This window comes from Alsobacter sp. SYSU BS001988, assembly GCF_054796215.1.
On the sequence record NZ_JBTAMK010000021.1, the window covers coordinates 1 to 21,890 of the forward strand.

The window sequence follows — 21,890 nt, forward strand, 5'->3', positions numbered from 1 at the left end:
CGACGGCGAGGCGAGCTGGACCGCCGTCTGCCAGGTCCGGCGCAAGGGCGAGCGAAGCTGGCTGGTGCGCAGCTTCGACACCGCCGACGCCATCCGGGCGCGGGTGTGGGGCAAGGCCGGGCCGTGGAGCGAATATCCCAAACGCATGCTGCAGATGCGGGCCCGGGCCTTCGCCCTGCGCGACGGCTTTCCCGACGTGCTCGGCGGGCTCTATCTGCGCGAGGAAGTCGAGGGCTCCGGCTTTGCCGCCCGCGCGCCCGCGCCCGCCCATCTGTTCGGCGCCGGGCCGGGCGGGGCCGGCCGCGAGGGCTTCGAGGCGAGCGGCGCGGCGTCGCCGGGATCTGCGCTGGAATTTCGCAAGGTCGGGCCGCGGGCGGAGGTGCCGCCGGCTGCGGCGGCCTGCGCCGAGGCTGCGTGGGCGGAGCGAGGAGCAGCGGAGGACTATGACGACGCCCTGTGCTGCGGCTTCGACCAGGCCACCCTGGACGAGATCCGCGAGGAGTTCGCCGCCCGCCTGGCCGGGCTGAACGGCGATGAGACGCGCCGGGCCGAGGCGGCGTGGGCGCGCCATTGCGGCCGCGTCGCGGCGCCGACCCTGGGAGCGGCGTCATGAGCCGGCGGCGCTACACCACGCAGGAGCGGCTGGCCATCTTCCTGCGCCGGCTGGGGCACTGCGCCCGCTGCGGCGGCCGCATCCGGCCGGGCCAGCGCTGGGACCTCGACCACGTCGTGCCGCTCGCCTTGGGCGGCCGCGACGAGCCCGACAATCTGCAGGTCGTGTGCGCGCCCTGCCATCGGCAGAAAACCCGCCGCGACGTCAGCGCCGTGGCTAAGGCCAAGCGCATCGAGGCGCGCCATTGGGGGGCTCACCGCTCGCCCACGCCCCTGCCCTGCGGCCGCGCCTCGCCGTGGAAGCGGACCCTGGCCGGCGAGCTGACCCGGCGCTACGCGCCGCCCCCCGCCCCAGAGGAGGACCACCATGACGAGAACGCCCACGCTGCGGAGCCGGACCACGCCGCGGGCGCCCCGGACGCCGACCAGCCGGCCTCCCCTGGCCGCCCGAGCGGATCCGAGTGAGCAAGCCGACCTGGCATTCAACTTCGACTCCGGCCCGAGCGGCGGCGCAACGGCCTCAGCCCCGCCTTGCGTCGATCTGAAGGACGCCCGCTCGCGCCGCGCTTCCCTCCCCCGCCGTCGCCCGCTCTGGCCCATCATGCTGGCTATCGCGGCGGTCGGCGCAGGCGCCCTCGTCTGGTCGGGATCGGAGCGCACCGGCAGGCCCGAGCCGGAAGTACAGCGCGAGGCGGACGAGACTGCCCGCGTGGAAGCGCGCGCGCGGCGCAACCTCGACCTCATCACGGCTTTGGTCGATCCCGCCGCGGCGACCCCTGAGGAGCACAGCGCGCTGAACGCACGATTCCGTGTCGAAGGCGGCGCACTCACCATCACCGGCCGCTGCGGCGAAACCACGGCCATGCCGCTGGCGTCGGCGGCGCTAACCTGGCAGCTGTCCTGCGGGCGGCGCGGCGTCTCCGTCGACTTCGGCAGGTCGGAGGACGCGCCGGCGCTGCAGCTCAGCTCTGCGGCGCAGTCGGGCGAGGCTTGTCGCGGCCTCGCGCCGCGAGTCAGCTTGGCCTTAGCACGGAGCTTGTCAGGAGCGGGAAACGTCTCGGAAAGATGAGCACAGGCCATTTCAATGCTAGGCTGTTCACCTTGAGCGGCGTCTGGGTGCATGCGCCCGAGCCGCCATCAGATTGCGCGCGCTAGGCCCAGCCGATTAGAGGTGAAGCACAAAGAGCTGAGTGCCGCCGCCAGGAACCAATTGGCACTGTCGCAAGCCGGCTAGCACCTCTGCGAGAACCCGCTGCGTGCACGCGGAAACTCTCAATTCGCCTCTCACATTGAGGATTAACGGCGATATTAATTCCTCTCGCGTCTCTTTGAATCAACGTGATCGCATTTTCGGCAACGTGCGTTTAATCGATCCGCTTCCAGCTGCGCCGCTCGGACATCCATGACCTGACGCCCTGTCTCGCCGCGCGCAATGACGACCTAGGTGATTCAACGGGTTGTCCCCAACAAGCATCACTATTATTAATGCGCAATCGTGGGCTTCTCCGCTTGATTTAGGTCGGGGTGTGCTTTTGATGTTTTGGAGTCGCCCCGCCCTCCTATGATTGCGTTCGCCACAGGTACGCCTTTTGCATTAATAGTCCGGAGCGCGGAAATGTGTTTCATGTTCAGCGAGCGAGGGGGGATCCATGCTTCACATTGAGACATCTTATCACGCGCCACTGACGCGGGTCATCAATGGCCAGTAGTCACCAAGACGCGCCAGCCTGATGGGCGATTGGTTCGACTGTACTCTCCAATCAAAGCGGCAGATGCCGACATGTTCGATGGCGGATGCAGAGCCAGGCTCCTGACATCTTGAAATAGGTTTACGCGGATGGGTTTCGGCATCTTCAACACAGACAGTCTCGGCGCCAGCAAGCCTTCGGGCGCTATCACTGTCGACGTCAGCGCCCGTCGCACTACCGTCGACTGGTCCAGCAAGCGCTTGCTCGACATTGTGATCGCGGCTGTTGGTCTGCTTGTGCTTGCGCCGGCGTTGTTGGTGATCGCCGCTGCAATCAAATGGGATTCCGAGGGACCGGTGTTGTTTCGTCAGCACCGCCTAGGGCTGAAAAGCAGACGGTTTCAGATCTACAAGTTCCGCACGATGCACGTCCAGGACAATGGAGCCGTGGTCGTGCAAGCCAAACGCGATGATCCGCGCGTCACGAAGCTCGGGCGATTTCTCAGGAAAACAAGCCTTGATGAGCTTCCTCAATTGATCAACGTGGTTCGTGGGGAAATGTCGCTCGTCGGCCCCCGACCGCATGCGGTGGCTCACGATCAGCATTACGACAGCATCATTCCTGACTACCCCAAGCGCCGTTTGGTCAAGCCGGGCCTGACCGGGTGGGCTCAGGTCAACGGGGCCAGGGGAGAGACGCCGTCCGTCGAACTGATGGCGAAACGGGTCGAGCTCGATCTGTGGTATGTGCGCCACTGCTCGCTGATGCTCGATTGCAAGATCTTGCTGAAGACGGTCGTTGAGGTGGTGAGTTCGTCGCGCGCTTATTAAAGCGAGCTTTGCGCCGCCGGATTGATGCAGTCCGGTGTGTCAGCGGCGAGACTGGTTGCTTCGGAGCGTTTGGGTCGGCTCAGATGGGTAAACCGGTGCTTGTTGCGGAAGCGACTCGCGCAGCACGCGCACCAGTTCATCGGCGTGCTCATCCAAGGCGACAGACCGGCGATGCCCGTCTCCGCACGCAATCACTGCGCCGGCCAGAAGAGCAAGGCCATTGCCGCCTATAACGGCGCCGCCAAGGCCCCACAGCGCTCCACCCAGCATCGCGCCTGCCGCACCGCCGGCCAGTCCGCCCGCAATGGAAACAAGCGCATACAAAGCCGCCATCGCTAACCTCGCATTCTCCAGAACATCTGGAGCCAGCGCTGTTAAGGAATTGTTACGCGATGGGCGATTTTCCGTAAATTTCGTCTTTTTCCCAAACGAAAGACGAGCCAATAGCAGCGGACCTAAGGCCTTAAAGTCCCGGTCGCCAATATTACTGTCGGCCTTCGCGGGCGTAACCGCAGTAAATTCGATATAGTAGCGCCGTCCCAAAAGCGGCGTTGCCCAAGATGAGCGCCAAGCCCCACGTCAGCAGCTGATTTCCGCACAGCCCTCCAATCAGACCGCCTAAAAGCGCTCCCGCCAGCGACGCGAGAACATAGTAGACGACCATCTCCCCGCCTCCCGCGAGATCATGATGACTTGGGCTCGGGCAGAGCGCTCGAGGCTTCCGCGTTTTGAGCTGACCGTTATTCGGCGATCAGGTCGCTCACTTCAGCGACGTCATTCCACGAGGCCTGCCGCTGTCTGCCGCCGCCCGTGAGCGTGGCCCAGAGCGAGTCGTCGATCGCGGGACTGTGTTCACCGGTACCGCTGGTACAGAAAGCCACGAGAAAGATGTCTTGGATTTTGTCGCCACCAGCCTCCCGGCTGCGGGCGAGAGCGGACGGCTCGCCGCCGAGCCGAAACCACAGCGCAACGCTAGCGCGCTCGTTTCCTCGCTCGGGCGTCCCTTGCAGACTGGATTTCTATTCCCGCCGGCATGGGCCGTCCGGCGATCCACCAGTGTCTGCTCCCGTTCAACATCACATTCACAAAGTCGGACGCCTGCGAGAGGCTTGAGGAAACCGAGTTGACCGTGGTGTGAGCGCCCAGGCCATGCAGCTTGTCGACGATCTCGTTGGTGCTGAGCGGCCCACTTTCTTCAAGAAGCTTCCGCGCCAATTCGCGGACGCGGGGCGTTCGATTTCCTTTAGGCTCAGCCGCTTCCGCCTCTTCGATGGTGGCGATGGCTTTTTCGAGCGCGACATACACTCGAAAATCGGCCACCTCATGCAACAGCCTCGCCCTAAGCTCATCCCGCAAAGACCGCAAGACGCTCAAGGGTCGTTGCGGCGCCTTCGTATGCGTCCCTTCGGAAACTGAATCCTTGCGAAGGTGTTCTTCGTCAGAGTGCATCACTGGTTCCAAGTTCCGTCTGAACGCCGCGTCGCGATCTTAGGAGATCTCCACCTCGACCCTGCGTTCGAGAAGTTGATTTTAGTATCTCATAAAATTGCACAAAGTCCAACACTTAGTGAGGGGCACGTGGCGCATAGTCCATTTGCACGAATAGGACCTATGTGGGTTCCATGGTTGAAATGGGTGTTCACGGGGAAGGTCCATGCTGCCATTCGAAATCTTTGACGACGAGGCGTTGATGCTGTGGATCGTCAGCGCGCTTCGAGAGGCTCACCGACGCGGTCTTACGAGCGTCGATTGCGGCGACCTCCATGATGACGACTTGAACCAGGCCCGCGTGGCGGAGCTACGCCGCATGGTCTCGACTCGCCGAGAGGACGACCCGGTTCGCTGAATGGAAACAGCGTTCTGCGCCGTTCACGACTCGTTGCCGTTCACCACTCGTTACGGCCGAATCGTGCGGCAGTTTGAGCGCGAACAATCGTCATGATCAAGGGAAACTGTGTCACAGGCCGTTGATGGCGGGGCGTGTCGCGCGCTTGGGTGAAACGGAAGCGTCCTGCGCAAATGCTAAGCATGGCCCCCTGCGGCGAGCGCCAGGATGGCCTCTAGCCGCTCTCCGCGGCTCGCCGAGGCTTGTTCTTGTCGCCCCTGACAGGGCGAAGATGCGGGCCGGTACGCGGCCAGGAGCACGACATGGACCTGCACGTCTTTCGCCAGCGGGCGATCCAGCCGCCCATTGGTCGGCCGATTGCCTCGCCGGTCTCCGGGCGCGGCCGGTGCGGGCCCAGACCGCCCCGGGATCCCTCTCCGCCGCCCTTCGGCGAGCCCCCGGGCCGAGGGCGAGAGCATGGAGCGGATCTTCGCCGATCTCGACCGGGTGATCATGCCCGGGACGACGCATCCGCCGTCCTCTCCTGCGGAAAGTGCGTCCGCGACGTTCAGGCGTTTGCTGGCGTCATCGGCCGCGTTGGCCTCGGCGCAAGCTGGTGTGACATCGGCGCACGGCCGCTGTCCGTAGCGTATGAGCCTTAAACGGCCGTGGTCAGCGCGCGTCGTCCCGCTCAGCCAGGATCGGTCGGACCGTTGGGCTGCGCCGATTGCGGATCGTCCGAGGCCTGCCCCACGCCGCTGGACGTTTGAGGCTCCGGCCCGGGCTCCTGCCTTTTGCGGCGTGACTGCCCTAGGCCCGACGCCTTGGCCATTTCGGCCCGCGAGGCGGCGTAATTGGGAGCCACCATAGGGTAGTCGCTCGGAAGTGCCCATCGCGCCCGGTATTGCGCCGGCGTCAAACCATACTGGGTCGCAAGATGCCGCTTCAGGGACTTAAATCTCCTGCCATCCTCCAAGCAGATGATCGCCTCCGGCGTGATCGACCGCTTGACCGGCACCGCCGGCTTCCGATCGGGCGCAGAGTGCTGAAGGGCCGCCGCGCGGGCTGCGGCGAGAGCGTCGTGAACCGTCATGATTAGTTCGGGAATTGCGCTTGCCGCCACAGGATTGTTCGAGAGGTAGGCCGTCACGATATCGGCCACGTATTCGAGATCGCCGCTGACATGGTCCGTCATCCTTGCGCTCCTCGAAACGGATCTGGACAGTTCAATTTGCAACCGGGCGACGGGCGCGGTGGGATAATCCTTTATGTCGGGGAGAGTTTCTCCTTAGACCGGCGGGCTTGACCCACCAGCGTTCTGCTTCGCGCCGAGCGGTCTAGACCAGAAGGTCTCAAATCCAGCCTCTGGTCATGCGAATGTTGTAAGCCGGCTTTGCCGATTAAACCTGTCATTTGCCCAGTGACCGCGCGCGGCGCGCAACCGACGCAGCGGCGTGCAGCCGGTGCAGCGTCGCGCAGCAAAGCGCGCCTTCGCCGCATCAGCGGCGACGCTTGAACGCTTGTAGCCCTGCGCGGTCGCGAAGGCCGCTGGCGCGCGGCGGCGCGCAGCTGGCGGCTCAGCTGCGGCCGACGCGGCCTCTCGGTCGAGTTCGGCTCCTCGGAGGATGCGGCCGCCTTGCGGCTGGCGTCGACGGCGCAGTCGCCCGAGGCTGCCGCGCCCTGACTCCGCGGGTCACGGCGGCGCTGGGACGCGTGCTGGAGAGGCAGGCGGCGGCGCAGGCCGCAGCGCCGTTCCTCACTCAACGCCCGTAAGCGCGCCGGCGTGTCGGCAGCCTCAGCGAGATGAGGCGCGGGGGGCGTCTGCCGATGAGGGTTCGCAGCGGCTAAGCTTCGCGATCCGGCGGGTGATTGGACCTGTTCGAGCCGCTCGCCCTCTATGATCTCTGTCGATCGGCTGGCCCAACGGACCTCACGCCCGTTCGCAGGCCGGCGGCTCGCCTTGGAGCCGCCGACCTGTCGCCGTCGATGCACGTTGGATCGCGTTCGCCGCACAGCTACTTGTGATGGTCCCTCGCCCAGCGAACGATGTCGACCATGGCGGGGCCGCCGGCCAGCGCATTGTCATGATCGTGGATATCGACGAGCCCCAGGGAGGTCGCGAAGTCCATCTCGCCTGAGGTCACGGCCACGATTCTGGGATCCATGCCGTCGAACCATGCCCAAAACGGACCGCCTGAATTGCCGGGCGTCAGGTCGGCTTCGGTTTCGAGCACCAGGCCGTCGCCTGCCGAGTAGTCCTCTTCGATCGAGGCGTTCAGTTCAACGACGGGACGACCACCCGACGCGATCTGATCGGGGTAGCCGACGCTGGCCCAGACGCCATCATCCTCCCAATCGTCGGAGTAGTGCGCCGCCCCGAAGAAGCCGAGGCGCTCCCCGAGCGGCTCATACAGGCGGCAGACCATGTAGTCGTGCGCGACATCAAATTCGCTGTCGCCGGTGGTCTTAAACGAGTGCAGGTCGCTGACGAAGGACGATCCGAACGGCTCCATGCCGTCGAATTTGTGCGGCGTGAACTTCATCCACCCGCTTCCGGCTTCAATGCTGCGCGCCGGACGGACATGGCGGGCGGTCAGCATGACCCGACCGCCGACGAGGGCGCCGGAGCCGGACGCGCCGTCGCTTGTCTCGACCTTTCCGACGCACAGCCACGGCCAGCTGGTGTCCGTCAACACGTGCCGGTCGTCCGAGCCGAAGACATAGAGGGGCCGGTACCGGCGGCCTCGAAATTCGTGAAGCGTGAGGCCCACGGGCCGTTCCGTCTTAGGCTTCACCGCGGTCGCGGGTCCCGTCGGCCTAAAGCTCGCAAGGCCCCGCTTGCCATGCGGGGCGCTTGCACGGACCTGTGGAGCCACCTCGCTTACGCCTCGCCCGAGCAGCGGACTTTCTTGCGCCCCCTGCAGGTCGACTGTCACACGCCAAAGGCCAGCTGCGCTGGACGATGCGTCCACCGGTTCGACCTTCATTTTCGGCGTCGGTTTTTCGCTGGTTCCGATGACGTAGAAGCTTTTCGCCGCTGGACCGCCGCGCGATGCCGGACGCTCCGTCTGGGCCGTCGCCTCGGCGACGTATGTCGCCAATTGAGACGCAGGAATGGGTGCGAGATGGCCGGACTCGTCCATCGCTAAGCTCCACCGTCTGTGAAAGCCCCCACGCGGAGACTAGCGCCGAAGCCGACCGCGGACTGTGAGCGAACTCACGTCAGCGGCGCGAGCCTGCCGAGCGGCTGAATGTGAATAGCGCTGCCTCGTGTCGGACGGCGTTGGTCGATCCGGCTGCGGCGACGCCGGAGGAGCGGCGCAGCCTCAACGAGGTCTTCCATGTCGGGGACGGGGCGGCGACGATCGTGAGCCGCTGCGGCGCCTGCTGTCACCGGCGGCTCCGTCCTGCGGCCGACGTCATATCCGCTGCTTGCGGAACGAGTTCTTGACGCTGATCTTGCCGTCTTCGAACGTGAACACGTCGCAGCCGAGCACGTCGGCGCGCCGACCATCCGGCCCGGCGCCGGTGAACCGCCACTCCGACAGGCCACGATCTCCCGCGACGAAATGGCGAGGTTCGTTCCAGCGGGCGTCCGGAAAGGCGGCGAAGACCGCCTCAATTCCCGCCCTGACGGCGCTCGCTCCCTTGTAGCGGGTCCCCTCGACGTCCGGGCCCCGGCTCGCCTGGAACAGGCAGTCCTCGGTCATCATCGCGAGGATCGCGTCCGTGTCGTGCCGGTTCCAGGCGTCGGCGAAGGCGTCGAGGAAGTCTGTCGTCACCTGACCAGGCTTGTTCATCGGGTCGCTCCAGAAACCGCCCATGAGGATGCACTCTCATGACGCTGACGCCAACCGGAAGGCCGCAGCAGCGGCGACGCCCGAGGCGCGGCGCAACCTCGACGGGACTTCAGGCCGGCGCGACGGGGCGGCGGACGCGCCTGCGCACGCGCCCGCAGCCTTGCGATGCGCAAAACTCAAGCTGACCTGCCACAAAGCCTGCCCCCGTTCTTATTTCACGGGAAGCATCAGGTGCTCATAGAGCGTCCCCGCCCACATCACATAGGGTTTGGTCGGGTCGGCCTTGGGCGAATGGGGGTAGCTCTGGATCATCGACTTGGCTTCGGCCCCGACGATCATGACGTGGGACCCGGTCTTGATCCAGTTGTTGTCAGGCGTTTCACGGGTGGCATAGGGATCAGTGTTGCTCGCGCCGTTGTCGCCCCGAAGCATGTAGATGAATCCAAGCTTCTGCGGCGCCGGTCCTTTCGCCATATAAGCCTTGCCCCACTCCATCCCACCGGCGTCAGCGCACATCGGATCGGTTCCGCTGGGGTCCATGCAGGTCCAACCGTTGTTGCCCTCGCGGACCACCTTCATGGTCCCGTCCGGCGCCATGTTAAGGACCGTGGCCCCGGCAAAGACGCTCGGGGGCGCGGCCTCCTTGAGAAGGTTCAGCAACTCCTCGTCAGAGATGTGTTTATGTTGGGACAGGGCTGGGCTGTCAGCCCAGGAACTCGCCGCCAGGGCGATCGATGCCGCAACGCACCAGTTTCTGCACAGGTTCATGGCGCTCTCCCAAGGTTGAGGTCTCGCGCGTCTCGCGAATGGCGCTGCACGCCGGCGCAGCGCCATTATACCCCCGAACGAGACGGGAGCAGTCGCATCCCGCCGCCCAAGCTCGGCGAGGATGGCCCTCCGCCCCCGGCGGTCAGGACAGCGGACAGCCGTTCCGCGATGCCGGCCGCGGGAGACCGAGCAGGCTCCCGCGCTTCCCCTGCGCTAGACGCCCATGCCGCCCATGCCGCCGCCCGCCGGCATGGCGGTGGAGGCCTCATGGCTGGGCCTGTCGGCCACCATCGCGTCGGTGGTGATCAGAAGGCTCGCCACCGACGTCGCGTTTTGCAGCGCCGCGCACCGCCCCCCCGCCCATCCCACCGCTCTCGCTCCTCGCCGTCCGGGACGGTTCCGAGTGGTCTCTGATCTGCTTCGATTGGCCGGTTCTGGGCCGCGATCGCTTGGTCGCCCGCCCTGCGCCGCTCAGGCGCTTCCCGCGATGCGCCGATCAGCGCGGTCCGCCCCTGCTCAGCAGGTCCCATTGGCCCAGCCGCTGCGCAGCCGCGGTCGGCGGCCTGGCCGGAGCGCGCCCTTACCGGCACGCCGGCGCGGCGCGGGCCATCGCCCGGCGAGGGCCTTTCCGGCGACCGCGCTGACCGATCCCGGTCGCGATCGCCGACGGCGGCAGCCACTCAGGCGGGCGACGCGAGTTTGCGGGTCACCGACACGGTCACGCGTCTGGGCCGTCCCGCTGGCGCGCCTCTTGCGGGGGCGAGGGCGGAGTGGCCCGGAGGCGATCATGAGCACCCGTTTTGGTTTGCGCGGCGTCTTAGATCAGGACAGCGACAAGGCTCCGCGCGCCCCTTTGGCGCCACGCGCGCACGCCGCGGAACCGGCTGGAAAGGTCCGGTCCGGCCCTTCCGTCACGACGCTCGTGCTCGCCGGCGCGGGGCTCCTGACCCTTGGTTGGGCGGCGTTTCTGGTCTGGATCCTGTCCGCCATGATGCGGGCGCTCTGAGCCTGCCCTCGGCATGCGCAGGGTCGCCTCGGGGTTCGGCCGGCCGGCGGACCCTAGGCCGGCGGCGTCACGGCGCCGCCGCGCACCGCGCCGCGCGCTCGACGGCTTGGGCCAGAACCGGAGGCTCATAGGGCTTCAGGAGCAGGGTGAAGCCCTCCGCGGTCGCCCGCGTCGCCGCCTCGCTGTAGCCGGTCATGAGCACCACCGGCAGGTCGCCGAACCGGGCCGCGACCGCGCGCGCCAGGTCAAGGCCGTCCATGTCTCCCGGCATGACGAGATCGGAACCCACGGCTTACCTCGGTCTTGCTTTCCGCCGCTGGGAAGCGTTCAGGGGCAAGGGCGTCGTTTGCTCAGAGCAAGATTATCCCGTTATCTGTCGCACTTGCCGTCTTGAGTATGTTCTCGTGCGACTCCGAAAAGCCCAAGAGCACATCACCGCGAGTCGTCCCCTGATCAAGCAAGCTGGTCCAGAACGATATCCCGCCCGTGTCGCCTGGCCGGTCAAGCACATTCATGTACAAACGTTCACGCCAGCGGAGCTCAAACGGGTTCTCACCGGGCCCCATGTGGCGGCCTAAGTCGCTCCTGGGCGTGTGGCGGGCCCGACCGTCGCGATCGCCCAAGCAGCTAGGCCGGGCTGGTGCGGCCAGGCCGCGTCCGCGCGTCGCAGCGCGTGGGGCAAACTCGGGTCGACCAGCGTCTGGATCAGCGGCCGCTCGCCTCCCGGGATGAGAGATCAGTTCGCTGTCGCCACGTTGCTGCTGATTCTGCCGTAGGTTGAGTTTAGATTTGACTTCAATCCCCGAAGGGCCGCGATCATACCAACGGCTATAATGGCGGCGATGAGCCCATACTCAATGGCTGTGGCTCCGGCCTCATCTGCGAGAAACCGTTTCAGGAGGTGCGGCATCACTCAACTCCGATTGACTGCCGTTGAGCTAATACGCTGGATATTGATCATTCGTACAAATGAGTGATGAAAGTCAGCGAAGAGACGCCGGACACGCGAAGAACGTTCCCGACGCGAGCTATAAGGCGAACCCGCAGCCCGGGGGACCCGCGCTTCAGGTCCGAGCGGGGGATGAGGTCCCGCGTCGACGAAGCTGTGGGTCAACGCCGGCCAGCCCTCAGGGGTGGCATCGCCGCGGGCGCCGGCCGGGGCGAAGCGGCCCGGAGGCGATGCGCAGCGCCCGTGGGCCCCCGCCGACTTAACTGGCTCGTCGGTTTAGGTCTTGCCGCATCGATCAGCCAAAGGATTCAGACCGCGTCTCACCCATCAGGCGGTCGCGATTGGCATGGCGCGCGTTCAGCATCAATGAAACCATAGTCGCCGCCGGGCACGCGGGTATGGTCGGTGAAGGCAGCACCCGCGACACCGGTCCTGCGTCGGGGGAGACTGAACGCAGCCGAGTTCGCGAGGGGGACAGGCCATGGCCAGAAAGCCGACGCCGCGGGGCCAGTACAGCGCCGACCTCCAGTTCGCCCAACACGCCTATCAGAACAGTCTGCCGATCCCGCCGGTGATCGACACGCTGCATCGCGGCCATGTCGCCCTGCAGATCCGGGAGACGTCTCAGTTCCTGGGCCTGTACGACGCGGACGGCGATCCCCTGCACACGACCGTCTGGGGCTACGGCGCCGGCGCGACGACCACCTATCCCGGGCCGACGATCCTGGCCTATGAGGGCCATCCGGTCACGATCGCCTGGCAGAACAAGCTGCCCATCGCCGGGCATATCCTGCCGGTCGACGCCGCGATCGACGTCGCCGACCCGCCATCCCATCGTCTGTCGGCTGGGTTCGTCCCGACCGTCACCCATCTGCATGGCGGCCATAGCGCTTCAGCCTTCGACGGTCTGCCCGACCAGTGGTTCACCCAGACGGGCGGGCGCGGGGCGAACGGCCCTCGCGACGTCGGACCGAGCTTCGTCAGCGCGACGGCCGTCTACCCCAACGACCAGCAGGCGGCCACGCTGTGGTACCATGACCACGCTCTGGGCCTCACCCGGCTCAATGTCTATGCGGGCCTCGCAGGCTTCTACATCCTGGAAAACCAGGAGCGCCTTGGCCTGGTCGACTCCGGCGCGCTCCCGGATGCAAGCCACGACATCGGCATGGCCATCCAGGACCGCGCCTTCACCGCCACCGGGCGGCTCTATTATCCGGCCTACGCCGACGACGCCCTGGCGGGCCAGGTGAAGGACGACGGCTCGCCGATGCGGGTCAGGGACGTGGCCGGGGACTTCTTTGATCCCGTGCGCTATCCGGGCCATTCCGAACTGCCCTCGGCCGTGCCGGAGTTCTTCGGCGACACCATCCTGGTCAATGGCATGGCGTGGCCCGATCAAACCGTCGCGGCCGGCACCTATGAGTTCCGCCTGCTCAACGGCTCCGATTCACGCTTCTATGTGCTGAAGCTCGACGACCCGGACGTGAAAGTCACGCTCGTCGGCACGGATGGCGGCCTGCTTTCGCGCGCGGTCACGATCATGGACGGCGACGGCGTGCAGGAGCAAAGCGAGGCCTTGGTCCTGGCCCCGGGCGACCGCGTCGAGCTGGTGTTCGACTTCGCCAACGTCCACCGCGGTCCAGGCGAGACGACCCACGCCGTCCACCTGCAGAATGTCGGCCCGGCGTTCTCGCCCTTCCAGGGCTTCGCGCCGAGTGGCGAGCTCGCCGGCGACGGGCGCGCGGCGACCGCCGCCGATCCGGTCGGCAACGTCATGCAGTTCACGGTGGACATGCGCCTGCCAGCGCAGCACGCCACCGTGACGGACGGGACGCCGCTCGCGGCGCAGCGCCAGGATCTGACGGCCGACGCGGATCACGACGGCGTCGCCGATCAGGCGGCCCATGTCCGCCGCCTCGGCTTGTTCGAGCAACAGGACGAGTATGGCCGGACCATGCCGCTGCTGGGCACGGCCGAGGAGGGGCCGCTCCGCACCAGCCGCACGGCGCTGCACGACGGCGAAACCTTCGGTCCCCTGGAGTATCAGGCGCCCACGACCGAGACACCGACGCTGTTCACGACGGAGGACTGGCAGGTGTTCAACTTCACCGCCGACAGCCACCCGATCCACCTCCACCTCGTGCAGTTCCAGGTCGTAGCGAAGCGCCAGATGGACTTCCAGGACAGCGACGACAACGGAGTCCCGGACGACGCCAATCACGATGGCGTCATTACCTACGGCGCCGTGGCGCCCGGGGAGGCGCACAACTACGCCAAGGCGGACATCTGGATTGGCGATCCGGTCGCCTTACGGCCTGAAGAGACGGGCTGGCAGGACACGGTCGAGGTCGACCCGCACCAGATGATGTCGATCGTCGCCACCTTCGACAGGCCCGGCGGCTATGTCTGGCATTGCCACATCCTCTCGCACGAGGACCACGACATGATGCGGCCCTTCACCGTGACCGAGCCGGTTCTGCTCTGATCGGATCAGGTCGGCGGGCGCAGCTGGACCGCCAGCGTCAACCCGTTGCGATCGCAGCAAAGCGAGGCGCAGTTGGGTTGTGGCCGCTCCTGCGTGAGAGTGTTGCGCCCAGAGTGTAGCGACCAGCCCTGTCGCACTTCAGGCCGTTCGCTCGATCCGGGCAGTCGGTCTCTGTCACGGCGTCGGGGCGAGGCGTCCTGGCTTCGGGCGGAGGTTCGTGCGGAGCGTGCTGGCCTGAACCGCGCGGCCCCGGAGCGCCATCCCCGTTGAAGTCATTGATTACGAGATTGCCCGTGAGGCTCGAGCCAAGCACGGTTCCGCCGAAGCTGAAGCGACCGGACCCATCATTCGCCCACCATTGCACCTCGTTGCTACCCGCGATGGAACCGCCGGCGCATCGCTCGCCCCTGCGACAAGCTCCGCGAAGTCCCCTGAACGCAGCCCTCTTCGCGCTCTCGCCATCGATCAGCTCAGTGCGGGCCGGGGCCTAGCCCTGTCGACCTAGCCATCTCGCGTGGATTGACCCCTCGCCCGCAAAAGGCTCACCCTGTTGTTATATAATGGTATCGCTTTTACTGGACGAAAACGACGTCCTATTTTCGCCAACACTGTTTTGGCAGGCGCCAGCTTCAGTCGACGATCTGACATATCCGATGCATCGCAGGGCCGCCAAGGTTGCGGGTTGGCTCAACTGGTAGCTTCGACTTCACTTGCAGCTTCCCGCGAAAGGGAGGTCTGTCCATGGCCACGATTATTGGCCGGTACGCCGTAGATGATCACTGCAGCTGGTTCAACGGCCGGCTCGGCCCGGAGCGTCTCGACACACGCACCGACGGGCGGGCAAGGAGGCCCGACGATCCGGCGCTTCGGGCTGCTTCGCGGTACTTTTACTCGGCGCTGAGCCGCATGGTCCAAGGGGACGCATCAGCGCTTTGGGAGGCGTGGTCCCACGCGGACGACGTTTCAGCGATGCATCCGATCGGCGGGCGCAATATCGGCTGGCGAGCGGTGAAGCAATCGTGGGAACAACTCGCCAGGGTCGCAGGGGGCGGTCACGCCAGGATCGAGGATCAGGTGTTTCATGTCATGGACCACGTGGCGCTCGAATTGGGCCACGAGCGGGGCTCCGCGATCTTCGGCGGCCACCCGATCGCCATCGACTGGCGCGTGACAAACGTGTATCGGCGCGAGAACGGGGCCTGGAAGGTCGTCCATCACCACACCGACCTCCGACTGCCGTGACCGGTGCGGCTTTGTAATGCGAGCTGAAGGCAGAGCCGTCAAATCGTCGTCGCGTCCGGGCGCAAGCTCACCGTGGCGGTGACGACAAGGCGCGCGCCGCGAGGACCGCGACCCATAGATGCTTCTTCAGTGCGCTCTTCCCTCGCACGCATTGTACTGGTGGGAGAACCGCCCGGCTTATCGATGGTTGCTCGGCGACGCGCGAGATGGTGAAGGATCCTCCACGCCTGATCGATCTGGACCCGCCACGCGCAGCCGCCGGCGCGCGAATCTTCGATCAGGAGCGGGCGCCGGCCGCGCCGCCTCATCTGGCGCGACCGCTGCGACAGGCCACTCCATCGCGCGATCACGACGTCGCAGCGGCCGGAGCGCGACCTGCGCCCCCGTCGAGCTTAGGCAACCTGGCGTGTTGACAGACGCCCAGAGGGGCGCAGCCTGTGTGCTCCCCCGATCACAGCCAGGGAGGCGACGATGTATGCCGTAGCGCGGACCTATTCAGGCGTCGGTGCGAAGGAGTTCATGAGCCTGCTGGAAAGCCGGGTCGACGAAATTGAGAAGCTGATGGTCTCGGTGGACGGGTTTGAGACATACACCCTGTTCCGCACCGAGGACGGCGGCATGACGGTGACGCTGTGCCGCGACAAGGCCGGTGTCGACAAGAGCGTCGAGATCGCCCGCAAATGGGTCAGCGAGAACGCCGCCCAGACCAAGATCGGAGCCCCCAAGGTCTCCAGCGGCGAAGTGATCCTGGCCTGCGGAACGCTTCATCGGGTCGCCAAGACCAAGGCGGCCTGAGCCCCATGGTCCGCTGACCACCGTCACCCAGGGCGGCGCCCAGCGAGCGCCGCCCTGGGTCGGCCCGGCGTCCAGCCCTGCATGAGCCTGCGCCGTCCCACCTTCCACCCCTCCCGAGCTAGGCCGTCGTACCGAATTCTTCATCGCCGAGGGGACGGGTAGCGTCGCCCTGCGGATCGCGCCAGGGACGGACCCGGCAAGGAGGACGGCATGAAGGTCAGTCGAACCATCGTCATGTGTGGCGGCCTGGTCGCGGCCTCCGCCCTGCACGCCCAGGACAAAGCCGTCATCGACAAGCATAACCTTGCCTTCGAAACCGCCTTCAACACGGGCGACTTCGAGACGGTCGCTTCGATGTACGCCGAGGACGCCTTTCTTCTTCCCGCCGGCAGCCCTCTGGTGCAAGGGCGCAGCAAGATCAAGGCCTTCTGGTCGGAAGCCGCAAAAGCGGTCGGCGACCTCACGCTGACGGCCGACGACGTCAAGCCGCTGGGACCTGCCGCCGCGCGCGAGATCGGCCGCTTCTCGCTGAAGAGCAAGGGCCAGAACGCGCAGGAGATGAGCGGAAAGTATGTCGTCCTTTGGGAGAAGGTCGGGGCCGACTGGAAGCTCTCCACGGATATCTGGAACGCCGACCGATGATCGTGGCGCAAGGTCCGCATGGACCGCCCACGGCGCTTGCGCGGACGTCGACGCCGCCCCCCTAGAACGGCTTGCCGGCGACGTAGCCGTACCAGTGTTCGAGGAAGCCGCTCTTCGTCAGTTGCGCGTCGGGCTCTGGCACTCGCGTCTGGCCCATGCCCCAGGTGTAGACCGTCAGCGTGACGGCGTCGCCCGAGACGGCGATGGGCGAGCGGAGCACGACGAAGTGGTTGCCCCGATGGGAGCTGTCGTTGCGTTTGGACGGGTAGAGAAGCTTCGAATTGATCCGCAGGGCGACCCGGTAGCCGGCGTTGTAGTAGCCGTTCACGAGGGCGATGTCCGAGGCGTCACGGCTGAACGTGATGTTGTCGTCCGCATGAATGTCCGTGTAGCCGGCGGTCGAAAACCACCGGGCGAGATCGGCGTTGGTGGCGGAGCCGCTATCGTCGACCGATTCATAGTCGAACAGAATGTTCTCCGAATCCCTCAGACTGCCGGCCGTGAGCCAGTCGCCGGGGCTGATCGGCGCTGGCGGGAAGTAATGGCGACAGTCGTAGCTCGGCTTGATCTCCATGCGGCCGATCGTGGCTTTTCCCTTCTCGTACAAGTCGATGGCGTACTTGGCGTACATCGCGGGCGAGTCCAGGGCCAGGCTGTACAGGAAGCTCACGGGGCCGCATAAGGTGGCTTGCCGCTGGTTGATGATGTTGGGGTTGGAAACCCTCAGCAAGAGGTCGATGCCGACGCGGTCGCGGTCCAGCCGCGGGAAGACGGGCGCGCCCATCCGCTTCATGAACGAGAAGATCAGCTCCGCGGCGTATCTCTGCCGGCTGGTCGACACGTTGATCGTGCCGTAGCCCCAGGTCAGATAAGCGTCGTAAGCGAGATTCTCGATCATCTGTTTGGAGCGCTCGGGTATGGTCTCGGAGGTCTCGGCGATCTTTTTGAGGTCGGCGATCTCCTCTTCGTCGAGGTCGCCGTCGGCCATCACGCTGCGCATCACCTCGACGACCTCGGCGTGAGACAGATGCTTGTCGTCGCTGAGCGCGCGACGGAAAGCTTCCCGGATGGCTTTGCTCTTGATGGCGCTCCAGTCGATGGCCATGGGGAACCTCATCTGTCCGGCGTCGCGGGGTGCGCCGCATCATCCGGCCCGACGATCCGCGCGGCGCTCCTGACCTTCGGGTCGGTTCCACCATAGAGGGCGCCCCCCGACGCGCGGTGCGCAGGAGCACCTGCAGGCGCGGTGCCGATCGGGCCAGGAGGTCCGCGCCCGGGCGCGTCAGCCCAACTCGGGCGAGCGCGCGCGCTTCGTCGCCGTCGGGCCTGAGGCGGGGAGCGCGGCGCAGACCCGCTCGAGAGCCGCGGCGATCGCCTCGACGGTGCGCGCCGCCGTGCCCAGACCGACATTGGCCGGATCGCGCAGGCTGCCCAGGGCCGCCTCGTCGAGCCTCGCCGCTTCGGCGCGCAGTTCCTGGGCCAGCGCAGCCAGAATGTCCTTGTTCATCGCGGCCTCGCACAGACGGACGTCACGCCACTCGAACGCTGAAGACGACGCTGGGGTTCAACGCGGCGCTGGTTCGGCCGGGGGCGCAGGCGTATGATCCACGCTCGCCAGAAGCGACCCCAGGCGAGAGAAAGGCCTTGCGGATGCAGGCAGCCGCGCTCTTTTCGGCGTTGCGCCAGGCGGCCGAGCCCGCCGTCGCCGCGGCCATCGAACGTCTGGTCGCGCAGGGGCCGGATCGTGCGCTCTGCCGGATCAACGCGCTGGCGTTTGCGGCTTCGCACGCCCTTGCGGAGGAGCCGACCATCGCGGGCTTCCTCCACGCCGCCAAGCTCGGCCTGTTTGAGATGTCCTGGAACGTGCTCTGCCCGGGCTGCGGCGGCGTTCTGGACAGCGGCGCGAGCCTGAAGTCGATCCACCAGGAGCAGTATCATTGCGCGCTCTGCGCCGCGGGATACGAACCCAGCCTCGACGAAAGGGTCGAGGTTAGCTTCACGGTCAGCCCGCGCCTGCGCGCGATTGCGGCGCACGACCCCGACCGGCTGCCGCCCTTCGAATACTACCGCCAGGTCTTCTTCAGCACGGGCGTCGACCTGCGCGACGACTTCGAGGAGCGCTTCGCGGCCGCCATCCTGGCGATGGTCGAATTGCCGCCGGGCGAGAAGGCGGTGCTGTCGCTGGAGCTGCCGGCGCAATTCGCGATTCTGTTCGACGCGGTGACCCATTCGGCCCAGTTCCTCGATGTGCAGGGTGAGCCGACGCCGCAGACGCAGGTCCTCTCGATGGTGGTCAGCAACGGACATGAGCTGAACGAGGCCGTGACTCTGCGGCCAGGCCCGCTGCGGCTGGCGCTGGAGAACCACAGCGACAGGCGCGTGCTGCCCAATCTGTGCGTCGCCGGCGACGACTTGCACGCCATCCTCGAGCGGCGTCGGCCCTTCCTGACCGCCAAGCGGCTGCTGACCACTCAGACCTTCCGGGATCTCCACCGGACCGAGAGCCTGACGGTCGACCAGCGCCTCAAGCTCGCCAGCCTCACCTTCCTGTTCACGGATCTGCGTGGGTCGACAGCGCTCTATGAGCGCGTCGGCGACCTCGCCGCCTTCGATCTGGTGCGGGCGCATTTCCGCGTGCTGCAGAACATCGTCGCCGCCGAGCAGGGCGCCGTCGTGAAGACGATCGGCGACGCCGTGATGGCGACCTTCCCGTCGCCGGACAAGGGCCTCTCCGCGGCCCTGAAGATGCGGGCGGCCATGCGGGACCTGAACTCGCAACGCCGTTGCGACGACTTCGTCCTCAAGATCGGCATCCATGAAGGGCCGTGCCTCGCCGTCAGCCTGAACGATCGGCAGGACTATTTCGGCCAGACGGTCAACATCGCCGCGCGGGTTCAGGGCCTGGCCGATCCGCAAGCCATCCTCGCCACCGCGTCCGTCGTGGACGACGAGGCGGCCCGGGATCTCCTGCTCCGCAGCGGCGTCGCGCCCGTCCGGCGTCCCGTCGTCCTCCGGGGAATGGCCCGCGAGGTCCCGATCTACGCCTTGACGTGACCTCGCCGGCGACCCGCCGCTTGCGGGCGAAGTTAAGCGAAAGGGAACGACGATGCGGATGACGATCCTGGTCGTTCTTTCGGTCGGCCTCACGGGCGCCCCGCTCGCGCCAGGGGCGGAGCGGCCGGGGCGGCCAGGGTTCCGACCCGGCGATCGTGCCTTCTGGACGCAGGGGCGGACCGCGCCAAGGCGGAGGTGGAGTTGGCCGGCGAAACGAGCCGCGCGCTGCGGGCCTGCGGCGCCGACGCCGGCTGCGCCACGCGGGCGCGCGACGACCGCCCTCCCCGCAGTCGCGTCGCCCGAAGGCGCAATTCGGCCCGGAACCGGGACGGGAGGCGCTGGTTCTTCCTTCATGCGCCGCATCGCTCGAGCCCTGACCGACCGCCTCCCCTTCCCGCTGGTCCGCCTCATCCACCCCTGGGCGTCGTCCCAGCTCTTGCTGCGCCGTCCCGCCGTTCTCCTGAGCGAGGCGCAGATCGCGCAGTTCGGCCCGGCGCTGGTGATCGCTCCGCATCCGGACGACGAGACCCTCGGCTGCGGAGGGGTCATCGCGCTGCTGCGAAGCGCCGGGCGGGAGGTGCATGTGCTCTTCGTGACGGACGGATCGGCGTCGCACCCCACCGCCGACGCGCAGGCGCGGGCAAGGCTGGCGGACGCTAGGCGGCGCGAGGCCCTTGACGCGCTCTGCGTCCTGGGCGCGCCGCCGCAAGCGGCCCGGTTCGCCATGCTGCCGGACGGCGCGCTTCCGACCGCGGCGGAGGCGGGTTTCGACGACGCCGTCCGGGTCGTTGCGCGTGCGCTCGAGCCGCTGTCCTTCCAGACCGTGCTCCTGCCGTGGCGGCGCGACAGTTCGCCCGACCATCGGGCGGCGTGGCAGATCGTGACCGCCTCCCTGCGCCAGCTGCGGCGCGCGCCCCGAATGCTGGAATTTCCGGTCTGGGCCTGGCTCTGCGACGAGGACGCCCCGGCCGAGGGCGAAATGCGGTTCCTCCGGGCGCCCATCGCAGGCGTGCGGCGCGCGAAACGGCGGGCGATGGCGTGCTACGCCAGTCAGCTTTCCGACAGTTTCGAAGGTGGCAAGGGCTCGTTCAGGCTTCGCCGCTCGTTCCTGGCCCATTTCGACCGGGCCGAGGAGTTGCTGTTCGAACAGAAGCCGCCAGATCGAACGTGAAGCGGGGGGACGAGCCGGATCTGGAGCGGAGATCTTGGGTTCTGCGCTCGAGATAGAAGCCCACCTTGCCCAGCAACAGCGGCACGAGTTGCGGCCGGGCCCACAGCTTCGCCAGGGCCGAGCCGACGTCGCGCGCCGACAGGGCGGCCTTGAAGTCGATGAAAGCCACTTCGTCCACGATGCTGTCCAGGCGCTCGGCCAAGGCGCGCGCGACCGCCGAGGACTGGGCGGCCTGGCACCGCAGGAACGCGGCGTTGGCGGCGATCATCGCCTGCAGATCGGTGCGCCGGTAGCGGCGGGACAGAGAGGTTTCGCGCTTGCGGTAGTAATAGGTCGGCCAGGGATAGACGCGCATGCGCGCGCCGGCTGCGAGCATGCGCAGCAACAGGTCGTAGTCTTCGTTCAGCAGCAGGTCTTCGTTGTAGGCGACGCCTGAGCGGCGGATGAACTCCGTCCTGATGATCGGCTGGAGGTAGCCGAGCGCGGACTGCCCGGCATTGGCGTGATTGGAGCGGATGAAGGTGACCAGGTCGATCCCCCGCGGCTCCGTCCAGTCCTTCCCCTCCAGCGCGCGGCCGACCGCGCGCGCGTCGTCGCGAAACAGAACCAGGTTGTCGCAGGCGATGTCGGCCCCGTCCGCCTCGGCGGCGGCGACGAGCTTTTGCAGGCGGCATCGCGCGATCAGGTCGTCGCTGTCCACGATGGCGATCCACCGGCCGCGGGCCGCCTGGAGCCCTTTGTTGCGCGCGACGGCCGGGCCGACATTGGCGGGAAGCCGCAGTAACGAGATGCGGGGGTCCTGAGAGGCGAGCTCCGTCACGATCTCGACGGTCTGGTCCGTAGATGCGTCGTCGATGACGATGATTTCGATGGCGGAGAGCGTCTGCGTGCGCACGGCGTCCAGCGCCGCCGCGACATAGAGCTCGCTGTTGAAGCACGCTATGATGACGCTGACGACCGGTGTCAAAGTGGCGCTCACCTCGCCGCCAATGGAATGCTACCGAAATCATCAACGGACGGTGG

Annotated in this window: 24 protein-coding genes; 12 read left to right on the forward strand and 12 right to left on the reverse strand. The window is 66.7% G+C overall.

Annotation, left to right across the window (positions count from 1 at the left end; translation table 11 throughout):
• From ACYVO7_RS23675 to ACYVO7_RS23690, 4 genes are all read left to right on the forward strand, one after another.
• The coding region (locus ACYVO7_RS23675; RefSeq protein ID WP_460452233.1) for a recombinase family protein at positions 1 to 613 on the forward strand (613 nt) is incomplete at its 5' end.
• A complete protein-coding gene (locus ACYVO7_RS23680) occupies positions 610 to 1,077 on the forward strand; it encodes an HNH endonuclease (protein WP_460452234.1) in 468 nt (155 codons plus the stop codon). The genes ACYVO7_RS23675 and ACYVO7_RS23680, both read left to right, overlap by 4 nt.
• Positions 1,078 to 1,213: 136 nt before the next feature.
• Entirely contained in the window at positions 1,214 to 1,681 is a 468-nt protein-coding gene (locus tag ACYVO7_RS23685) for a hypothetical protein (protein ID WP_460452235.1), read from the forward strand.
• Positions 1,682 to 2,449: 768 nt separating this feature from the next.
• Positions 2,450 to 3,130, forward strand: a complete 681-nt coding sequence (locus ACYVO7_RS23690) for an exopolysaccharide biosynthesis polyprenyl glycosylphosphotransferase (protein WP_460452236.1) — start codon at positions 2,450 to 2,452, stop codon at positions 3,128 to 3,130.
• A gap of 39 nt (positions 3,131 to 3,169) precedes the next feature.
• On the opposite strand, the gene ACYVO7_RS23695 is transcribed toward ACYVO7_RS23690, so the two are convergent.
• Both ACYVO7_RS23695 and ACYVO7_RS23700 read right to left on the reverse strand, forming a co-directional pair.
• Positions 3,170 to 3,673, reverse strand: coding sequence for a hypothetical protein (locus ACYVO7_RS23695; protein ID WP_460452237.1), 504 nt, complete (start codon positions 3,671 to 3,673; stop codon positions 3,170 to 3,172).
• A 429-nt stretch (positions 3,674 to 4,102) separates the two neighbouring features.
• Positions 4,103 to 4,579 carry a hypothetical protein gene (locus ACYVO7_RS23700; protein WP_460452238.1) on the reverse strand — a complete coding sequence of 159 codons (477 nt, stop codon included), beginning with the start codon at positions 4,577 to 4,579 and terminating at the stop codon, positions 4,103 to 4,105.
• Between the two features lie 205 nt (positions 4,580 to 4,784).
• Between ACYVO7_RS23700 and ACYVO7_RS23705 the strand changes: the two genes are divergently transcribed.
• The gene (locus ACYVO7_RS23705) at positions 4,785 to 4,976 is read left to right on the forward strand and encodes a hypothetical protein (protein WP_460452239.1); all 192 of its coding nucleotides are present in this window, start codon (positions 4,785 to 4,787) and stop codon (positions 4,974 to 4,976) included.
• A 670-nt stretch (positions 4,977 to 5,646) separates the two neighbouring features.
• Here the strand turns inward: ACYVO7_RS23705 and ACYVO7_RS23710 are convergent.
• The 4 genes from ACYVO7_RS23710 to ACYVO7_RS23725 all read right to left on the reverse strand — a co-directional run bounded on the left by ACYVO7_RS23710 (position 5,647) and on the right by ACYVO7_RS23725 (position 9,523).
• The gene (locus ACYVO7_RS23710) at positions 5,647 to 6,150 is read right to left on the reverse strand and encodes a Ros/MucR family transcriptional regulator (protein ID WP_460452240.1); all 504 of its coding nucleotides are present in this window, start codon (positions 6,148 to 6,150) and stop codon (positions 5,647 to 5,649) included.
• An 820-nt stretch (positions 6,151 to 6,970) separates the two neighbouring features.
• Positions 6,971 to 8,098, reverse strand: a complete 1,128-nt coding sequence (locus ACYVO7_RS23715) for a trypsin-like serine peptidase (protein ID WP_460452241.1) — start codon at positions 8,096 to 8,098, stop codon at positions 6,971 to 6,973.
• A 276-nt stretch (positions 8,099 to 8,374) separates the two neighbouring features.
• A complete protein-coding gene (locus tag ACYVO7_RS23720; RefSeq protein ID WP_460452242.1) occupies positions 8,375 to 8,755 on the reverse strand; it encodes a nuclear transport factor 2 family protein in 381 nt (126 codons plus the stop codon).
• 210 nt (positions 8,756 to 8,965) lie between these two features.
• Positions 8,966 to 9,523: a hypothetical protein gene (locus tag ACYVO7_RS23725; RefSeq protein WP_460452243.1), complete on the reverse strand. Its 558-nt coding sequence runs from the start codon at positions 9,521 to 9,523 to the stop codon at positions 8,966 to 8,968.
• A 787-nt stretch (positions 9,524 to 10,310) separates the two neighbouring features.
• Between ACYVO7_RS23725 and ACYVO7_RS23730 the strand changes: the two genes are divergently transcribed.
• A complete protein-coding gene (locus ACYVO7_RS23730; RefSeq protein WP_460452244.1) occupies positions 10,311 to 10,529 on the forward strand; it encodes a hypothetical protein in 219 nt (72 codons plus the stop codon).
• Positions 10,530 to 10,596: 67 nt separating this feature from the next.
• On the opposite strand, the gene ACYVO7_RS23735 is transcribed toward ACYVO7_RS23730, so the two are convergent.
• The 3 genes from ACYVO7_RS23735 to ACYVO7_RS23745 form a co-directional block, all read right to left on the reverse strand.
• Positions 10,597 to 10,818 (reverse strand): response regulator, encoded by a 222-nt coding sequence (locus ACYVO7_RS23735; protein WP_460452245.1) that lies wholly within the window; start codon positions 10,816 to 10,818, stop codon positions 10,597 to 10,599.
• A 61-nt stretch (positions 10,819 to 10,879) separates the two neighbouring features.
• Positions 10,880 to 11,095: a DUF4214 domain-containing protein gene (locus ACYVO7_RS23740; RefSeq protein ID WP_460452246.1), complete on the reverse strand. Its 216-nt coding sequence runs from the start codon at positions 11,093 to 11,095 to the stop codon at positions 10,880 to 10,882.
• A 170-nt stretch (positions 11,096 to 11,265) separates the two neighbouring features.
• Positions 11,266 to 11,439 (reverse strand): Flp family type IVb pilin, encoded by a 174-nt coding sequence (locus ACYVO7_RS23745; RefSeq protein WP_460452247.1) that lies wholly within the window; start codon positions 11,437 to 11,439, stop codon positions 11,266 to 11,268.
• 520 nt (positions 11,440 to 11,959) lie between these two features.
• Between ACYVO7_RS23745 and ACYVO7_RS23750 the strand changes: the two genes are divergently transcribed.
• The 4 genes from ACYVO7_RS23750 (at position 11,960) to ACYVO7_RS23765 (ending at position 16,642) form a co-directional block, all read left to right on the forward strand.
• Positions 11,960 to 13,963: a multicopper oxidase family protein gene (locus tag ACYVO7_RS23750; protein ID WP_460452248.1), complete on the forward strand. Its 2,004-nt coding sequence runs from the start codon at positions 11,960 to 11,962 to the stop codon at positions 13,961 to 13,963.
• A gap of 741 nt (positions 13,964 to 14,704) precedes the next feature.
• Positions 14,705 to 15,205: a YybH family protein gene (locus ACYVO7_RS23755; RefSeq protein ID WP_460452249.1), complete on the forward strand. Its 501-nt coding sequence runs from the start codon at positions 14,705 to 14,707 to the stop codon at positions 15,203 to 15,205.
• 471 nt (positions 15,206 to 15,676) lie between these two features.
• Positions 15,677 to 16,000 (forward strand): hypothetical protein, encoded by a 324-nt coding sequence (locus ACYVO7_RS23760; protein WP_460452250.1) that lies wholly within the window; start codon positions 15,677 to 15,679, stop codon positions 15,998 to 16,000.
• 210 nt (positions 16,001 to 16,210) lie between these two features.
• Positions 16,211 to 16,642, forward strand: a complete 432-nt coding sequence (locus ACYVO7_RS23765) for a YybH family protein (RefSeq protein ID WP_460452251.1) — start codon at positions 16,211 to 16,213, stop codon at positions 16,640 to 16,642.
• 61 nt (positions 16,643 to 16,703) lie between these two features.
• Here the strand turns inward: ACYVO7_RS23765 and ACYVO7_RS23770 are convergent, their stop codons facing one another.
• On the reverse strand, positions 16,704 to 17,747 hold the full coding sequence (locus ACYVO7_RS23770; RefSeq protein ID WP_460452252.1) for a hypothetical protein: 1,044 nt from the start codon (positions 17,745 to 17,747) through the stop codon (positions 16,704 to 16,706).
• A gap of 177 nt (positions 17,748 to 17,924) precedes the next feature.
• Complete coding sequence (locus ACYVO7_RS23775; RefSeq protein ID WP_460452253.1) at positions 17,925 to 18,149, reverse strand: hypothetical protein; 225 nt, start codon at positions 18,147 to 18,149, stop codon at positions 17,925 to 17,927.
• A gap of 143 nt (positions 18,150 to 18,292) precedes the next feature.
• Here ACYVO7_RS23775 and ACYVO7_RS23780 point away from each other — a divergent pair, with 143 nt between their 5' ends.
• Positions 18,293 to 19,696, forward strand: coding sequence for a DUF5939 domain-containing protein (locus ACYVO7_RS23780; protein WP_460452295.1), 1,404 nt, complete (start codon positions 18,293 to 18,295; stop codon positions 19,694 to 19,696).
• Between the two features lie 352 nt (positions 19,697 to 20,048).
• Positions 20,049 to 20,867, forward strand: coding sequence for a PIG-L deacetylase family protein (locus tag ACYVO7_RS23785; RefSeq protein WP_460452254.1), 819 nt, complete (start codon positions 20,049 to 20,051; stop codon positions 20,865 to 20,867).
• On the opposite strand, the gene ACYVO7_RS23790 is transcribed toward ACYVO7_RS23785, so the two are convergent.
• Positions 20,785 to 21,846 (reverse strand): glycosyltransferase family 2 protein, encoded by a 1,062-nt coding sequence (locus tag ACYVO7_RS23790; protein ID WP_460452255.1) that lies wholly within the window; start codon positions 21,844 to 21,846, stop codon positions 20,785 to 20,787. The two genes, ACYVO7_RS23785 and ACYVO7_RS23790, sit on opposite strands and share 83 nt — an antisense overlap.
• Positions 21,847 to 21,890: the final 44 nt, after the last annotated feature.

Coding starts and splice junctions, on each gene's coding strand:
- ACYVO7_RS23690 (WP_460452236.1), top strand. CDS start 2,450: ATGGGTTTCGGCATCTTCAACACAGACAGTCTCGGCGCCAGCAAGCCT.
- ACYVO7_RS23765 (WP_460452251.1), top strand. CDS start 16,211: ATGAAGGTCAGTCGAACCATCGTCATGTGTGGCGGCCTGGTCGCGGCC.
- ACYVO7_RS23705 (WP_460452239.1), top strand. CDS start 4,785: ATGCTGCCATTCGAAATCTTTGACGACGAGGCGTTGATGCTGTGGATC.
- ACYVO7_RS23770 (WP_460452252.1), bottom strand. CDS start 17,747: ATGGCCATCGACTGGAGCGCCATCAAGAGCAAAGCCATCCGGGAAGCT.
- ACYVO7_RS23725 (WP_460452243.1), bottom strand. CDS start 9,523: ATGAACCTGTGCAGAAACTGGTGCGTTGCGGCATCGATCGCCCTGGCG.
- ACYVO7_RS23775 (WP_460452253.1), bottom strand. CDS start 18,149: ATGAACAAGGACATTCTGGCTGCGCTGGCCCAGGAACTGCGCGCCGAA.
- ACYVO7_RS23720 (WP_460452242.1), bottom strand. CDS start 8,755: ATGAACAAGCCTGGTCAGGTGACGACAGACTTCCTCGACGCCTTCGCC.
- ACYVO7_RS23700 (WP_460452238.1), bottom strand. CDS start 4,579: ATGCACTCTGACGAAGAACACCTTCGCAAGGATTCAGTTTCCGAAGGG.
- ACYVO7_RS23750 (WP_460452248.1), top strand. CDS start 11,960: ATGGCCAGAAAGCCGACGCCGCGGGGCCAGTACAGCGCCGACCTCCAG.
- ACYVO7_RS23785 (WP_460452254.1), top strand. CDS start 20,049: ATGCGCCGCATCGCTCGAGCCCTGACCGACCGCCTCCCCTTCCCGCTG.
- ACYVO7_RS23710 (WP_460452240.1), bottom strand. CDS start 6,150: ATGACGGACCATGTCAGCGGCGATCTCGAATACGTGGCCGATATCGTG.
- ACYVO7_RS23715 (WP_460452241.1), bottom strand. CDS start 8,098: ATGGACGAGTCCGGCCATCTCGCACCCATTCCTGCGTCTCAATTGGCG.
- ACYVO7_RS23730 (WP_460452244.1), top strand. CDS start 10,311: ATGAGCACCCGTTTTGGTTTGCGCGGCGTCTTAGATCAGGACAGCGAC.
- ACYVO7_RS23760 (WP_460452250.1), top strand. CDS start 15,677: ATGTATGCCGTAGCGCGGACCTATTCAGGCGTCGGTGCGAAGGAGTTC.
- ACYVO7_RS23740 (WP_460452246.1), bottom strand. CDS start 11,095: ATGGGGCCCGGTGAGAACCCGTTTGAGCTCCGCTGGCGTGAACGTTTG.
- ACYVO7_RS23680 (WP_460452234.1), top strand. CDS start 610: ATGAGCCGGCGGCGCTACACCACGCAGGAGCGGCTGGCCATCTTCCTG.
- ACYVO7_RS23685 (WP_460452235.1), top strand. CDS start 1,214: ATGCTGGCTATCGCGGCGGTCGGCGCAGGCGCCCTCGTCTGGTCGGGA.
- ACYVO7_RS23755 (WP_460452249.1), top strand. CDS start 14,705: ATGGCCACGATTATTGGCCGGTACGCCGTAGATGATCACTGCAGCTGG.
- ACYVO7_RS23780 (WP_460452295.1), top strand. CDS start 18,293: ATGCAGGCAGCCGCGCTCTTTTCGGCGTTGCGCCAGGCGGCCGAGCCC.
- ACYVO7_RS23745 (WP_460452247.1), bottom strand. CDS start 11,439: ATGCCGCACCTCCTGAAACGGTTTCTCGCAGATGAGGCCGGAGCCACA.